The organism is Methanolobus vulcani (genome assembly GCF_006546655.1).
In the GTDB taxonomy this organism is placed as follows: Archaea; Halobacteriota; Methanosarcinia; order Methanosarcinales; family Methanosarcinaceae; genus Methanolobus; species Methanolobus vulcani_A.
Window position 1 is genome coordinate 24,611 of record NZ_VIAQ01000006.1, and the last position, 12,808, is coordinate 37,418.

16 protein-coding genes are annotated in these 12,808 nt (G+C 41.5%); 7 read left to right on the plus strand and 9 right to left on the minus strand.

The window, feature by feature from the left end; translation table 11 throughout:
• Positions 1–2: 2 nt before the first annotated feature.
• From FKV42_RS00640 to rpl12p, 5 genes are all read left to right on the plus strand, one after another.
• Positions 3–470, plus strand: coding sequence for a transcription elongation factor Spt5 (locus tag FKV42_RS00640; protein ID WP_154808316.1), 468 nt, complete (start codon positions 3–5; stop codon positions 468–470).
• A 54-nt stretch (positions 471–524) separates the two neighbouring features.
• Positions 525–1,010, plus strand: a complete 486-nt coding sequence (locus FKV42_RS00645; RefSeq protein ID WP_091710920.1) for a 50S ribosomal protein L11 — start codon at positions 525–527, stop codon at positions 1,008–1,010.
• A gap of 157 nt (positions 1,011–1,167) precedes the next feature.
• Entirely contained in the window at positions 1,168–1,809 is a 642-nt protein-coding gene (locus FKV42_RS00650; protein WP_154808317.1) for a 50S ribosomal protein L1, read from the plus strand.
• Between the two features lies 1 nt (position 1,810).
• Positions 1,811–2,836, plus strand: a complete 1,026-nt coding sequence (locus FKV42_RS00655; RefSeq protein WP_154808318.1) for a 50S ribosomal protein L10 — start codon at positions 1,811–1,813, stop codon at positions 2,834–2,836.
• Positions 2,837–2,889: 53 nt separating this feature from the next.
• Entirely contained in the window at positions 2,890–3,201 is a 312-nt protein-coding gene (gene rpl12p, locus FKV42_RS00660) for a 50S ribosomal protein P1 (protein WP_154808319.1), read from the plus strand.
• Positions 3,202–3,246: 45 nt separating this feature from the next.
• Here the strand turns inward: rpl12p and FKV42_RS00665 are convergent, their stop codons facing one another.
• Both FKV42_RS00665 and FKV42_RS00670 read right to left on the minus strand, forming a co-directional pair.
• Positions 3,247–3,909: a class I SAM-dependent methyltransferase gene (locus FKV42_RS00665; protein WP_154808320.1), complete on the minus strand. Its 663-nt coding sequence runs from the start codon at positions 3,907–3,909 to the stop codon at positions 3,247–3,249.
• Between the two features lie 100 nt (positions 3,910–4,009).
• Positions 4,010–5,641: an ABC1 kinase family protein gene (locus FKV42_RS00670; RefSeq protein ID WP_154808321.1), complete on the minus strand. Its 1,632-nt coding sequence runs from the start codon at positions 5,639–5,641 to the stop codon at positions 4,010–4,012.
• 233 nt (positions 5,642–5,874) lie between these two features.
• Between FKV42_RS00670 and FKV42_RS00675 the strand changes: the two genes are divergently transcribed.
• Both FKV42_RS00675 and cbiQ (FKV42_RS00680) read left to right on the plus strand, forming a co-directional pair.
• Positions 5,875–6,717, plus strand: a complete 843-nt coding sequence (locus FKV42_RS00675; protein WP_154808322.1) for an energy-coupling factor ABC transporter ATP-binding protein — start codon at positions 5,875–5,877, stop codon at positions 6,715–6,717.
• A gap of 11 nt (positions 6,718–6,728) precedes the next feature.
• A complete protein-coding gene (cbiQ, locus tag FKV42_RS00680) occupies positions 6,729–7,535 on the plus strand; it encodes a cobalt ECF transporter T component CbiQ (protein ID WP_154808323.1) in 807 nt (268 codons plus the stop codon).
• Between the two features lie 32 nt (positions 7,536–7,567).
• Here cbiQ (FKV42_RS00680) and FKV42_RS00685 read toward each other — a convergent pair whose 3' ends face one another.
• From FKV42_RS00685 to FKV42_RS00715, 7 genes are all read right to left on the minus strand, one after another.
• A complete protein-coding gene (locus FKV42_RS00685) occupies positions 7,568–7,882 on the minus strand; it encodes a PDGLE domain-containing protein (protein ID WP_230375361.1) in 315 nt (104 codons plus the stop codon).
• Positions 7,879–8,529: a cobalt transporter CbiM gene (gene cbiM / locus FKV42_RS00690; protein WP_154808324.1), complete on the minus strand. Its 651-nt coding sequence runs from the start codon at positions 8,527–8,529 to the stop codon at positions 7,879–7,881. Before cbiM (FKV42_RS00690) ends, FKV42_RS00685 begins: the two co-directional genes overlap by 4 nt.
• Before the next feature lie 227 nt (positions 8,530–8,756).
• Complete coding sequence (locus FKV42_RS00695; RefSeq protein ID WP_154808325.1) at positions 8,757–9,665, minus strand: energy-coupling factor ABC transporter ATP-binding protein; 909 nt, start codon at positions 9,663–9,665, stop codon at positions 8,757–8,759.
• Positions 9,662–10,426 (minus strand): cobalt ECF transporter T component CbiQ, encoded by a 765-nt coding sequence (gene cbiQ, locus FKV42_RS00700; RefSeq protein ID WP_154808326.1) that lies wholly within the window; start codon positions 10,424–10,426, stop codon positions 9,662–9,664. The genes FKV42_RS00695 and cbiQ (FKV42_RS00700) overlap by 4 nt, the downstream gene beginning before the upstream one ends.
• A 15-nt stretch (positions 10,427–10,441) precedes the next feature.
• Positions 10,442–10,876, minus strand: a complete 435-nt coding sequence (locus FKV42_RS00705) for a hypothetical protein (RefSeq protein WP_154808327.1) — start codon at positions 10,874–10,876, stop codon at positions 10,442–10,444.
• The gene (cbiM, locus tag FKV42_RS00710) at positions 10,873–11,499 is read right to left on the minus strand and encodes a cobalt transporter CbiM (RefSeq protein WP_154808328.1); all 627 of its coding nucleotides are present in this window, start codon (positions 11,497–11,499) and stop codon (positions 10,873–10,875) included. Before cbiM (FKV42_RS00710) ends, FKV42_RS00705 begins: the two co-directional genes overlap by 4 nt.
• 60 nt (positions 11,500–11,559) lie before the next feature.
• Positions 11,560–12,720 carry a PGF-CTERM sorting domain-containing protein gene (locus FKV42_RS00715; protein WP_154808329.1) on the minus strand — a complete coding sequence of 387 codons (1,161 nt, stop codon included), beginning with the start codon at positions 12,718–12,720 and terminating at the stop codon, positions 11,560–11,562.
• Between the last annotated feature and the right edge of the window lie 88 nt (positions 12,721–12,808).

Sequence of the window (12,808 nt, forward strand, 5' to 3'; positions counted from 1 at the left end):
TCATGACCGCAGAGTCAGCAATATTCGTAGTAAAAACAACTGCGAATCAGGAACGATCAGTAGCAAATATGATAACTCAGTCCGCAAGAAAAGAGCATCTGGACATCAGGGCAATTCTTGCACCGGATGAGCTAAAAGGATATGTGCTAATTGAAGCAGCGGCCCCAGAGGAAGTGGAACAGGCAATACAGACCGTACCTCATGCCAGGGCATTGGTTAAAGGGCAGTCGTCCATAGAGGAGATATCACACTTCCTTACACCAAAACCAACAGTAACAGGAATCTCAGAAGGTGCAATCATCGAAATCACATCAGGTCCTTTCAAAGGTGAAAAGGCACGTGTGAAGAGAGTCGATGAAGGACATGAGGAAATCACAGTAGAACTGTTCGATGCAGTTGTACCGATACCTATAACTATTCGCGGAGATACTGTAAGAGTCCTCAGGAAAGATGAAGAAAAAAATGCCTGAGAACATAAAGAATCAAAAATAATATTTATTATTTAATCCAACGGTGATATTCAAATGGCAAATGTTGTAGAAGCATTGGTCCCAGGAGGAAAAGCAAATCCAGGTCCACCACTCGGTCCTGCACTTGGTCCTCTTGGAATTAACATCAAAGACGTGATCGACAAGATCAACGAAAAGACAAAAGATTACAATGGGATGCAAGTCCCTGTTAAGGTAATAGTAGCAGACGATAAGAGTTTCGAAATCGAAGTAGGAACCCCACCAACATCTGCACTCATATTACAGGAAGCAGGAATCCAGAAGGGATCCGGCGAACCTAACACAACAATCGTAGGAAACATTACTATTGCACAGGCAGCAAAAATAGCACGTATGAAGAAAGAAGATATACTTTCATACGAACTTAAGGCTGCAGTAAAAGAAGTAATTGGATCCTGTGTCCCAATGGGCGTTACAGCAGAAGGCATGCCTCCAAAGGAATGCCAGAAAGCTATTGACGAGGGACAGTTTGACGATGCACTGGCACAAGAAGCATGGTAACTTCATGCTTTGACCAATAACTTTAAAAGAAATACTGTTTATTGGTGTGCCCATTATAGACAGAGTAAAGGTCTAAAGGCCTGAAACTCTAGATAAATCCGTAGTAGACCGTTAAGGTCCTGCCTGAACCATGAGTTCACACTACGGGAGGTAAAGAATGGCAGACGAAAATATAGTAGAAACTATTGAGAAGTTATTAGCAGAATCACCTGATAGAAAATTCTCAGAGGGTGTTGAACTCGCTATTAACTTGAAGAATCTGGACATGAGTCAGCCTAAAAACCGTGTTGATGAAGAGATATTACTTCCACACGGTCTAGGTAAAGACCTCAAGATCGCAGTATTTGCGAAAGGCGAGGTAGGCCTACAGGCAAAGAGTGCTGGCGCAGACATGGTGTTCTCCGAAGAAGACCTTGCAGAGATGGCAGAAGATAAATCACGTGCAAGATCAGTTGCCAACGAGTTTGACTTCTTCGTAGCAGAAGTACAATACATGGCACAGATTGGTAAGGCACTTGGTGCTATCCTTGGTCCAAGAGGTAAGATGCCAACTCCATTGCCACCAGGAAAGAATGTAGCTGATCTTATTAACAGCGCAAGAAGCTCAATAAGAGTAAGATCAAAGGATAAGCTTACTTTCCATGTATCTGTTGGCCGTAGAAATATGGAAGTCCAGAAACTTGCAGAGAACGTAGAAACAGTCCTTAGCAGAGTGGAAGGAGCCCTTGAAAAGGGTCACCATAACATAAGATCCATTTATGTTACAACCACGATGGGTAAATCAGTGAAGGTGGTATGATATGGCCGATGAACACCACACAAGCCACATCCCACAGTGGAAAATGGATGAAGTTGAGGCAATCAAGGAACTCATCAAAGAATACCCGATCATGGGTGTCATTGGTATTGGTGGAATTCCAGCAAAACAGCTTCAGAAGATGAGAAAGGACCTTAAAGGTAAGGCTGTTTTGAAAGTCTCAAGGAACACTCTTATCAAAAGAGCACTTGAGCAGTCCAGTGAAGTAAAGGAAATGGAAGAGTACGTAGACGTACAGACCGCCCTTGTATTCACAGAACAGAACCCATTCAAACTGTTCAAGACACTGGAAAAGAGCAAGAGCCCATCCCCAATCAAGGCAGGTGCTATTGCACCTCGTGACATTATCGTCGAAAAGGGACCAACATCATTCCCACCAGGCCCAATACTCGGAGATATGCAGGCAGCAGGAATTCCTGCAGCTATCGACGGTGGCAAGGTGGTAATCAGAGAGACAAAAGCCGTAGCAAAGGAAGGCGAAGCAGTTTCACAGAAACTCGCTGCGATGCTTACAAGACTTGAGATCTACCCAATGGAAGTAGGTCTTGACCTTAGAGCAGCCTTTGAGAACGGAATGATCTTCACACCAGATGTACTGGCCATCGACGAAGACAAATACTTCTCAGACATTGTTCTGGCTGCACAGCAGGCATTCAACACATCCGTGTTTGCAGCATACCCAACTGGAGAAAACATCAAGACACTCATTGCAAAAGCAACAACAGAGTCACGCAACCTTGGTGTCAACGCAGTGGTACTGGAACCAGGCATTGTCGATATGCTTCTTGGAAAAGCACAGTCCGAAATGCTTTCAGTAGCATCTATTGCATCTGCTAACAATGAAGAAGCAGTTGACGACGAACTGAAGGAAGCTCTCGGTGCAGCAGCAAGCGCAGCAGCAACTGTTGTAACAGAAACTGTAGAAGCAGAAGAAGAGAAGGAAGAAGAACAGGAAGAAGAGTCATCTGAAGAAGACGGCATGGCCGGACTTGGAGCACTCTTTGGATAATCTAAATTAACAACTACATAACTTACATTGATATAAATAAAAGGTGATTTCACATGGAATACATATATGCAGCACTTTTACTCTACAAAGCAGGTAAAGACATTACAGAAGAAGCAGTAACAGCAGTACTTCAGGCAGCAGGCGTTGAAGTAAACGACGCACGTGCAAAGGCACTTGTCGCAGCTCTTGATGGCGTAGACATCGAGGAAGCAATGGCAACCGCAGCAGTAGCAGCAGCACCTGCAGCAGGCGCAGCTCCAGCAGCAGCTGAAGCAGCTCCAGCAGAAGAAGAGGCAGCAGCTGAAGAAGAAGATGATGCAGCAGAAGAGAGCGGCATGGCTGGTCTCGGAGCACTCTTCGGATAAACAAACTACTTCTTGTCCGCCTTTGTGCGGACAAAACTTTCTTTTTTAATCAGCTTTCCTGAAAAGCTGGCACTTTACATAGGATTTGATATATACTTCTTTTTCAAGAATCAGATTATTTTCCCGACAAATATCAGGATAATGATTGTTCCAGCTTTCAGCTGTTTCCTTGAACATAAAGAAAGGAAGCATCATCACTGTATCCAGACCAAGAATTGGTTTTGCACAATCTACAATTGCAAAAAACCCTTTGTTCTTTAGTACACGAGAAACTTCTTTGATAGCACCTCTTCTCACATCGGATGTTGTCTCACAAAACGCCACTGATGTAACTACAAGATCAAATGATCCGTTGCTGAAAGGCAACAAATCCATTGAGCCTTTATAAAGATTCAAAGAAGTATCCAACCTTAACCCTTTTATGGCTGCATAACCCAGCTGATTATCCGACAGGTCAACCCCGTGGATTTCCACATCTCTTCCAAAATGTCTGGAAATTGCAATACCAACTGACTCGGTACCACAGCCAAGATCCAGGACAGACATCCCTTTTTCAAGTGGCAAAATTTCAGCTACCTGATGGTAATACGCATCACCAAAACCAAGGATTGTTGCAAAAAAATCATAGTGCTTCCCACCAAATAACCACCCGAAATTATTCCCTTTTATGTGATTAATCTCCTCCAGCCCCTTTAAGATTATAATCAAGAGAAACTAATGAACTCTTACCCCTCTAATATGTAGTATGAAACTAAACATAAATAAAATTTACAACCATTAAATCATAAAAAATAAAGATGAACATACATTAAGAACTTTTCACAAACATAACTGCAAACAGGAATATAGCACTCATAAATCCCATAATACCCATTAATGGCAGGTAGCCTTCACCACTAATCGCAAAGTATGAAGATGCAAGAAGAATGCCAAGAAGGAAAGTGTATTTGGAAATAGAATCAATTGTCCTGTACTTCCTGATCTCATCGGTCTTCTTTTCAAATCTCTCTATCTTGTATCCCCTGATGGTTTCAATAACATCATTCACACCCTGTGGAAGTTCCTTGATGATTTCCAGATACCTGTCACCTTCAAGCTGCAGATACTCGAAAGCCTCAAATGGCGAATAGCGCTTCATCAAAACCTTGATAATTACAGGTTTTGCATTTTCCAGAAGGTTGAATTTAGGATCAAGTTCAAGACAGTTTGCTTCAATCAATATAAGCGCCCTCTCAAGAGTTGAGAATTCACTTGGAAGAGAAAGATCGTATTTTAGGGCAAGGGTGGCATAGTTATCGCTCTGGCGTTCACCGGATGAATAATTCTGCTTTGAGATGATGTCATCAAGGTCCAGTTTGAAACGGCGCACATTGATATCTTCCTTGTTTACCCCCGTAATCTTCATGAATGATTCAAAAACAACATCCAGTCTCTGCTTATATATCCCATAGAAAAGATTCAGCATATTGCGGCGCAGTTCATCATCAATTATACCGACTGCTCCAAAGTCAATATATGCAATACCATTTTCCTGAAGGATTATGTTGGAACTATGGGGATCTGCATGGTAAAATCCATCGATATAGACCTGCTTCAGGTAGCTCTTACTGATAATATCTGCATACCATTTCTTCTTTTCAGGAGTGACTCCTGAAAGCTTCCTGATGGTTACACCTTCCATGTAATCCATAACAAGAACATTCTCATTTGAATACTCGTCAAAAATATACGGAACATGAACTTCCTCCACATCTGCAAAGTTCGCTTCAAAACGCTTGATGTTCCTTGCCTCATTACTAAGGTCAAGCTCACGGTTTAAGAGTTCTCTGAACTCAAAAAGGAAAGCAGCGATATCGAAATTCTTGCCCAGTCCGATAATTCTTACGATTAGAGGCTTAAGATCATCAAGTATTGCAAGATCAAGATTTATTGTCTCGACCAGTTTTGGTCTTGTTATCTTAACAGCAACCCTTTTACCATCAAGTTTTGCTTCATAGACCTGGGCGATGGAAGCACATGCAATAGGTTCAGTATTGAATTCATCAAAAATACTCAGAACATCAAAATTAGATAGTTCCGTGCCTTCATTGGTTTCAGTCCCGTCAATGCTGCAACTGAAACCTTCGAATGCCACCTTCATTTCATCGAATCCAAGAGGATTGACATTATCCTGAAGATTTCCCAGTTCCTCCACATAGATCGCAGGAACAATATCAGGTCTTTTACTAAGGATCTGTCCCAGTTTTATGAACGTGGGACCTAGCTCTTCAAGAGCTTTCCTTAGATTTACGGCTTTCTCCCTGTTCCTGGTGTCCAATGCGCAGGGATTTTTCCTGTTGGAAACATAATACTGGTTCACTTCGCTGTAAACAAGACTGAAAAGATTGTACTTTGAAAATACCCTGAAAATAGTAATGTATCTGCGTATCTTCCTGAACATCAGTATTATGTTTGTGTTGTTAGTAGATATAGATTGGTACCACCATAATAATTCTTCATGTCTTACAAAAAAGAAGCAATAGATATCCTGAAGGAAAAGACACATTTAAAATAAAAAAATACTGCGATTTGGTAACACCAAACAAGTATTTATAACAGGATTCTTAAGTAGAATGGAAAAAGCTCCCTGTCAAAAACAGGCTTTTTGGCCGGTTGTAAATCAGCGTGACTATAATGACCGAAAAACCTATCATTCAATTAAAAGGAGTATCCTATTTTTACGCAAGCAGCGAGACAAAAGCTCTTGATAATATTGATCTTGACTTTTATCCCGGAGAAAAGATAGCAATTCTCGGAGCAAACGGAGCTGGCAAATCTACTCTTTTCAGACATCTCAACGGCATATTGAAACCTGCTGCAGGAGAAGTTCTTGTGAAAGGAGAAAACATTTCTAAGAAAAATATCAGGACGGTGCGCCAGACTGTAGGAATAGTTTTCCAGAATCCTGACGACCAGATTCTTGCACCTACAATTGAACAGGACATTGCTTTTGGACCCATAAACATGGGTCTTGATGAGGAAGAGGTTGAGAGAAGGGTAAAGAAAGCCCTGGAACTGGTAAACCTTTCCGGTTTTGAGGAAAGATCGCCCCATCACCTTAGTGGAGGGCAAAAAAAACTCGTGGCTATTGCAGGGGTACTTGCAATGCAACCGGAAGTGGTTGTACTTGACGAACCAACAGCAGGACTTGACCCCCAGAGTGCCGAAAACATCATGAAGATCATCGATGGCATGAACAAGGAATTCGGCATAACTATTATCCTTTCAACCCACGATGTTGACATTGTGCCTCTTTTTGCAGATAGGGTATATGTCATGCATCACGGAAGGATAGAAGCCAACGGGACTGCAAAAGAGATATTCAAAAATCATCAGTTGCTTAAAAATGCACATCTAAGGATGCCACGCATTGCAGAAGTATTTGAGCTACTTCAGGAATCCGGTTTTGATGCTGATATAAAAATCACACCACCGGATGCAAGAGACGAAGTAATCCGACTCATAAATGAGAAATAAAAGGCCTGCCCATGAAGATCACACTTAATGATATTGAAAGGGAAGCATACAGGGACAGCCCGGTCCACAGGCTTGATGGAAGAGTAAAGATACTTACAACACTTGCCATTATCATTTTTGCCGTCAGCCTCCCGCGCATGGACGAGGCTAATTTCACAAAGCTTGCAATCCTAGAAATTTATCTTATTCTCCTGATGGCAGTTGCAAGACTTAACCCGCTCTACACCCTCATGAGATTTCTCTCAATATTGCCATTCGGGGTTACTATTGTCCTGATTCAGCCTTTTGTCAGGCAGCCTTTTATTGAAACATTCACCGTCTATCCGGTAGAACTTCCACTTGGAATAACTGTGACATATGAAGGTATAACATTTGGTCTCATACTACTTGCCAAGTACATTGTCTGCATTACGGCCATTGTCCTCATGTCATCCACAATGAAGATGAACGACATGGTCAGCTCTGCAAGAAGACTTGGAATGCCGGCAGAATTCACACTTATCCTGTCAATGATGGTAAGGTACCTTTTCGTATTCTGGATAATTCTCAAACGCATAAGGGTTGCGCAGAAAACACGTCTGTTCTACCTGTGGAATAAAGACGTGCCACGCAGATGGATTCTTGAGCAAGTCGCACATACCATCAGTTCTTTGTTCATTCGTTCTTATGAACAGGGAGAGCGCACCTACATCAGTATGCTATGCAGAGGATATTCCAGTGCCAATAAAATATACGTTCACAAAGACAAAATAAAAATAAGCGATATATTGTTTTCGATATTAACAATTGGAACAATGATCATGGCTTTTGCAGCCTGAAATGGAAATTAAAAAAGAGAAAGAAAAAGAATTTAGTTCTTTTTCGCTGCTTTTCCTAATACAAAACTGATACCAAGTACAAGAATGGTACCTGCAACAACTGCAGCTACCTCACCCATCTTGCCCTGTCCCTCAATTGCATAATCGGGCATTGGAGACTCTACAAAAGGAGCAGATTCTTCCATAGTAGAGTATGTGACTTCATCGATTAAGCCTCCTGCTGCGCTTTCAAGACCATCCGGGTCTGAAGATGCAAGGAAAGGAGCTGCAATGGCAATCAGTAAAGCAATTACAATTCCCGCATAAAGGAATTTCATGTTCATATTGGAATTTGCTGTCACACTCATGCCCTCACACCTTTGGCCTTTGTAACTGATGAATCAAGCAAATCCGGTCTTGACTTTTCAATTGCTGTGATCACAATTGCTGTAATAAGTCCTTCACCGATAATACCGATTATCAGGTGATATAGACCCATTGTTGCAAGTCCCGCTACAAGAGGGAACGTGCCTGCAATTGCCATTTCCACAGAACATACAAGTGCGGAAACAAGAAGACCGATCCATGCGCCGACAAAAGCTGCAGCTTTTATATCTACCTTACTCTTCAGAGCTGCAAACAGATAGTAGCCCACAAAGCCAGAGACAACACCCATGTTAAAGATGTTTGCACCCATTGTTGTGATGCCCCCATCACCAAAGACAAAACCCTGAACCAGAAGCACAAGTGTAAGTACAAGAACACCTGCAAACGGACTTCCAAATATAATGGAAACAAGGACAGCACCGACCATGTGGCCGCTGGTACCCATTCCGATTGGAATGTTCAATGCCTGTATAGCAAATATACCTGCTGCAAGAGCAGCAAGAATTGGTATTTTCATATCATCAAGTTCTTTACGAGCCCATTTAAGGGACATAAATACAAAAGGCAGGGCAATCACCCAGTAGACAATTGCCTGTCCCATTGGTATAAAGGAATCTGGAATGTGCATTATAAATCCTCATTAAATTGTAATTAATAATAACAAGAATGTTGAAATTATTAACACGCGTGAATATACAATAAGGAGTACATAAACATAACGAGTTAACACTGTGAAAAATATTATTACACAACTGGAACTGTTGAAAATCAAATAATATAAGAAAGAAAATAATAGAATGATAAAAGGAAAAGAAGAAATGTAAATGATATTGTTGATTTTATCAAAATCCAATATCAATGCCTGTAACTCGCTATTATTTCATTCACCAGAGAATGAGTGTTTTCATCTACCGTGAGATACAATTCCCCTTCAAGTGACTCGATCATTTTTGTCATTACTGTGACAGATTCATCTATCGACATAGGAGTCTGGCTGCAATCTGCACCAAAACACCTCATGATCTTAAAGAACTTGAACAGGTCAGGAGCATCCAGATTGTTCTCTTTTACAAGAACCGGATCTGAAAATATATCTCTTGGAGTTCCCTCAGCTACTATTGTCCTGTTCAGGACATAAACCCTGTCTGCAAGATCTGCAAGTGCATTTACATCATGCATTGCTATTACGGTGGTGACACCTTCGTTCCTGTTCAGGTCATTGATCACTCTGATCAGATCAGCCTTGCTTTTCGGATCAAGGTTCGCCGTAGGTTCATCGAGTATAAGGACCCTTGGTTCCATAGAAAGCACTGCTGCAAGAGCGGCTTTTTTCTTCTGTCCGAAACTCATGTGATGAGGAACTCTTTCCTCGAATCCTTCAAGACCGACAGTTGCAAGAGCTTTTTTAACCCTTCTGCCCACTTCCTCCTCACTAAGTCCCATGTTCAGAGGACCAAATGCCACATCATCATAAACCGTTGACATGAATAACTGATCGTCAGGCTCGGCAAACACAACCCCTACCTCCTTTATTCTGTCCTCGACTTTCATGTCTCCGATGCTACTACCGAATATTTTTACATTACCATCATCGGAACGGATAATACCGTTAAGATGAAGGAAAAGAGTTGTCTTTCCGGCACCATTCGGACCCATGATGACAATCTTCTCACCCTGCTCTACCTCAATATTGACATCATCCAGTGCTTTTGTGCCATCAGGATAAGAATAATTCAAACTAGTAATACTTATAGCTTTTTTCATAATAATGACATCTCATACATTTTGAATATCAAAGCAATACCTACCAGAAACGCCACCAGACAATAATCTGTCATCTGCATTTTAAATTTTACAATGGTTCTGGATTCTCCTGTATAACCTTTTGAGGACATAGAATGATGGACACGTTCAGCTCGTTCACAACTCCTGACAAGAAGCATACCAACTATATTACCTACGACTGAAAGAGAATGTTTATTTGCTTTTAACTTAAAGCCTTTGGAAGTCATTGCGGTCCACATACTAATGAATTCATCAATGAAGACAAAAACATACCTGTAAGAGAACATCAATGTCTGAACCAGGGGAGCAGGCACCTTCAACGAGTAGAGTGATTTCATCGTTACATCCATTTTTGTTGTTCCGAGCATGGTTAAAGCAAACATTATTGAAGTTGCTGCCCTGACAAATACCAGGATACCATAATAGACACCCTCATAAGTTATGTTCAAACCATAAATAGAAAATAATACATTGCCTTCCACGGCAAATGGCATTATTACCAAAAAAGGGAAGACAAAGATCAAACCGGGTTTCATTCTGTCGAACATAAATCCCAGAGGAATCTTTGACAAAAGCAAAATGAAGAAAGAAAATAACAGGGTTAAAAATGCAACCCCGAGGTTTTCTATAAAAACAAATGAAAAAATAAGCAGGGTGAAAGTAATTATTTTAGCCCTTGGATCAAAACGATGAATCACAGAATCAAGTTCTGCGTATTTGTCGATCTCAGGATACTTCATCCTACTTACGCCTCTTTACTGCTTTTTCTTTGCGGTATAGATCATTGCAATACCTGCAAGTCCCAGAAGATATCCAAAACCTGTGAATATCCTCATGAAGAGAGGGAGTTCAGCTGTTTCGGCGCTGCCGCCTGTCGCACTTATAGTGGCTTCTCCCATATGACCAAACTGGTCAACTACCACAGTATACTGAGTGACGTCTTCAACCGGAGTAAAACTTAAAAAGCCATCCTCATCGGTCTCACCTTCATAAAGGACCTCTTCGGAGTCTGCATTGAGTATCTGGTATTCTGCAAGTCCCATTGGAGAATCGCCTTCATAGAAAGCTTTGACGACTATCTCATCCGCACCGACCTGCTCCACATAACACCTGTGTGCAGATGCAGCCGGCATAAGTGATATGCTCAGGATTAAAAGTATTGCTATAGTGATTAATCTGGTGGATCTCATTTGTTGTCCTCCTTATCAAGTGGAAGAAGTTCTGGTTTTACCTTTGCCAGGTATGCTACTACTGAGGCAGTTATTACTGCTTCGATTACCATTATGACCATGTGTGGGATTATTACAAGCTTTGCCATCATTTCAAATTGTTCACCTGCAGTTATAAGTACCAGTGCAAGGAACACTGTGGTCAGGAGTATTGCCAGACCTCCGCAGATACCGCCAATGACAGGCTTTGAAAGTCCCATTGCAGAACCTTTTCTGAAAGCCACATAACTGATCAGAGCAGGAACACCTACGTTGAAACTGTTTATCCCTATCGTGGTTATGCCTCCATGCTGGAACAATAATGCCTGAAGAACCAGACCAATGAACATTGCAGGATATGCAAGTGCACCAAGTACTACACCCAGCAGACCGTTCAGAATAAGATGTACGCTTGTGGGCGGTACGTTAATATGGATAAGTGAAGCAACAAAAAAAGCTGCTGTAAATACAGACAGTTTAGGTATCTGTTCTGCAATACTGCCATGTTTTTGAGCCCACTTGAAAGAAAAGGCAATAAAAACTATAGAAACAATCCAGCCAAAGGCTATAACAGCTGGAGATAGCACACCGTCTGAAATATGCATTATATATCTCTCCTTATAAATAAAGAATAAGGGGTTTTATCCCCCTTTCATCTTTGGAATTTATTCCCTTCTGAAAAGGCAAACTGCACCAAAGATACCTGCGACTGCCATTGCAATCTCAAAACCAGGAGTACTGCTCTCTGTTGACGTAGATGAAGCCTCAGAGTCCCCTGTTGCTGTTTCTACGGATTCAGCTTCTTCTTCTGGATAAAGGGCAGCTTCAAGCTTCTCTCCTTTCTTCTGAATCTGTAATGCTTCATACTCTATCTTGTGTACAGCATCGTGGGTTGCTTCTGCATGTGCAAGATATGGCTCTTCCAGCTCAAGTATTGTGTGAACAGCTTCATCGTGGCTTGTAAGTTCATCAATGATTCCCTGTGCATGTTCATCGATCTCGCTGACCTTGTTTTTAACAGCAGCTTCGTTTGCATCCGGATCTGCAGCAAGTGGTTTGAGTTCATCGATGCACTCAAGGATTGCCTCTGCTGCCTGTTCTACGGTATGGGATGAAAGATGTACTTCCTCTCCATAGTCTCTCCATTCCTGATCAAGTGCCTCATCGTCAGCAATGTACTCGGTCTCATCGTGGATAGTTTCAGATAGCTCAACGATTTCATTTGCGAGATCTTCCATAGCTGATACATGTGTTCCTGCATCACCTTCAAGCGTTACACTTTCTGCAAGACCAAGAGCCTCTTCCACCTCTTCAGCGTGATCAATGATGTGGTTTGCGATTGAACCTGTTTCTGTAAGAGCATCACTGATAGATTCTGCATACTCCTGATGGGATTCAGGAGAATCATCCATTACCTTCTGAAGATCTCCGTCCAGGCTATCTATAAGTTCAAGTGCTTCTTCTGCATGCTCCATAATCTCATCGAGTGCGATTATGATATCATCTTCATTTGTTTCAGGATCTTCAGCAAGCACTTTAAGTTCATCGGCATCCTCTTTGATAGCTTCTCCTATTTGCTCGATTTCATGAGAGGACTGGTGGATAGCTTCACCGGCAGCCCTTAAATCGTCATCAAGAGACTCATCATCTGCAATATTCATGGTTTCATCGTGGATAGTTGTAGACATCTCTACGAGTTCTTCTGCGTGCTCGATTACCTCATCAATTGCTTCACTTGCATCTTCGCTTGCAGATGCAGGGAACGCACTTGCAACCATCAGGACAGTTGCCAATAGTGCAACAATAAATACTTTTTTAATATTCATAATAGCTCACCTTCCTATTAATTTCAAATTTGTTTTACTAATGATGATTAAGATTTTGAATACTTAATCAATTCAGTAGAATGAAATC

Bases quoted from the DNA above. Each gene is read 5' to 3' on its own strand.
- FKV42_RS00640 (WP_154808316.1), top strand. From the start codon at position 3: ATGACCGCAGAGTCAGCAATATTCGTAGTAAAAACAACTGCGAATCAG.
- FKV42_RS00645 (WP_091710920.1), top strand. From the start codon at position 525: ATGGCAAATGTTGTAGAAGCATTGGTCCCAGGAGGAAAAGCAAATCCA.
- FKV42_RS00650 (WP_154808317.1), top strand. From the start codon at position 1,168: ATGGCAGACGAAAATATAGTAGAAACTATTGAGAAGTTATTAGCAGAA.
- FKV42_RS00655 (WP_154808318.1), top strand. From the start codon at position 1,811: ATGGCCGATGAACACCACACAAGCCACATCCCACAGTGGAAAATGGAT.
- rpl12p (WP_154808319.1), top strand. From the start codon at position 2,890: ATGGAATACATATATGCAGCACTTTTACTCTACAAAGCAGGTAAAGAC.
- FKV42_RS00670 (WP_154808321.1), bottom strand. From the start codon at position 5,641: ATGTTCAGGAAGATACGCAGATACATTACTATTTTCAGGGTATTTTCA.
- FKV42_RS00675 (WP_154808322.1), top strand. From the start codon at position 5,875: ATGACCGAAAAACCTATCATTCAATTAAAAGGAGTATCCTATTTTTAC.
- cbiQ (WP_154808323.1), top strand. From the start codon at position 6,729: ATGAAGATCACACTTAATGATATTGAAAGGGAAGCATACAGGGACAGC.
- FKV42_RS00685 (WP_230375361.1), bottom strand. From the start codon at position 7,882: ATGAGTGTGACAGCAAATTCCAATATGAACATGAAATTCCTTTATGCG.
- cbiM (WP_154808324.1), bottom strand. From the start codon at position 8,529: ATGCACATTCCAGATTCCTTTATACCAATGGGACAGGCAATTGTCTAC.
- FKV42_RS00695 (WP_154808325.1), bottom strand. From the start codon at position 9,665: ATGAAAAAAGCTATAAGTATTACTAGTTTGAATTATTCTTATCCTGAT.
- cbiQ (WP_154808326.1), bottom strand. From the start codon at position 10,426: ATGAAGTATCCTGAGATCGACAAATACGCAGAACTTGATTCTGTGATT.
- FKV42_RS00705 (WP_154808327.1), bottom strand. From the start codon at position 10,876: ATGAGATCCACCAGATTAATCACTATAGCAATACTTTTAATCCTGAGC.
- cbiM (WP_154808328.1), bottom strand. From the start codon at position 11,499: ATGCATATTTCAGACGGTGTGCTATCTCCAGCTGTTATAGCCTTTGGC.
- FKV42_RS00715 (WP_154808329.1), bottom strand. From the start codon at position 12,720: ATGAATATTAAAAAAGTATTTATTGTTGCACTATTGGCAACTGTCCTG.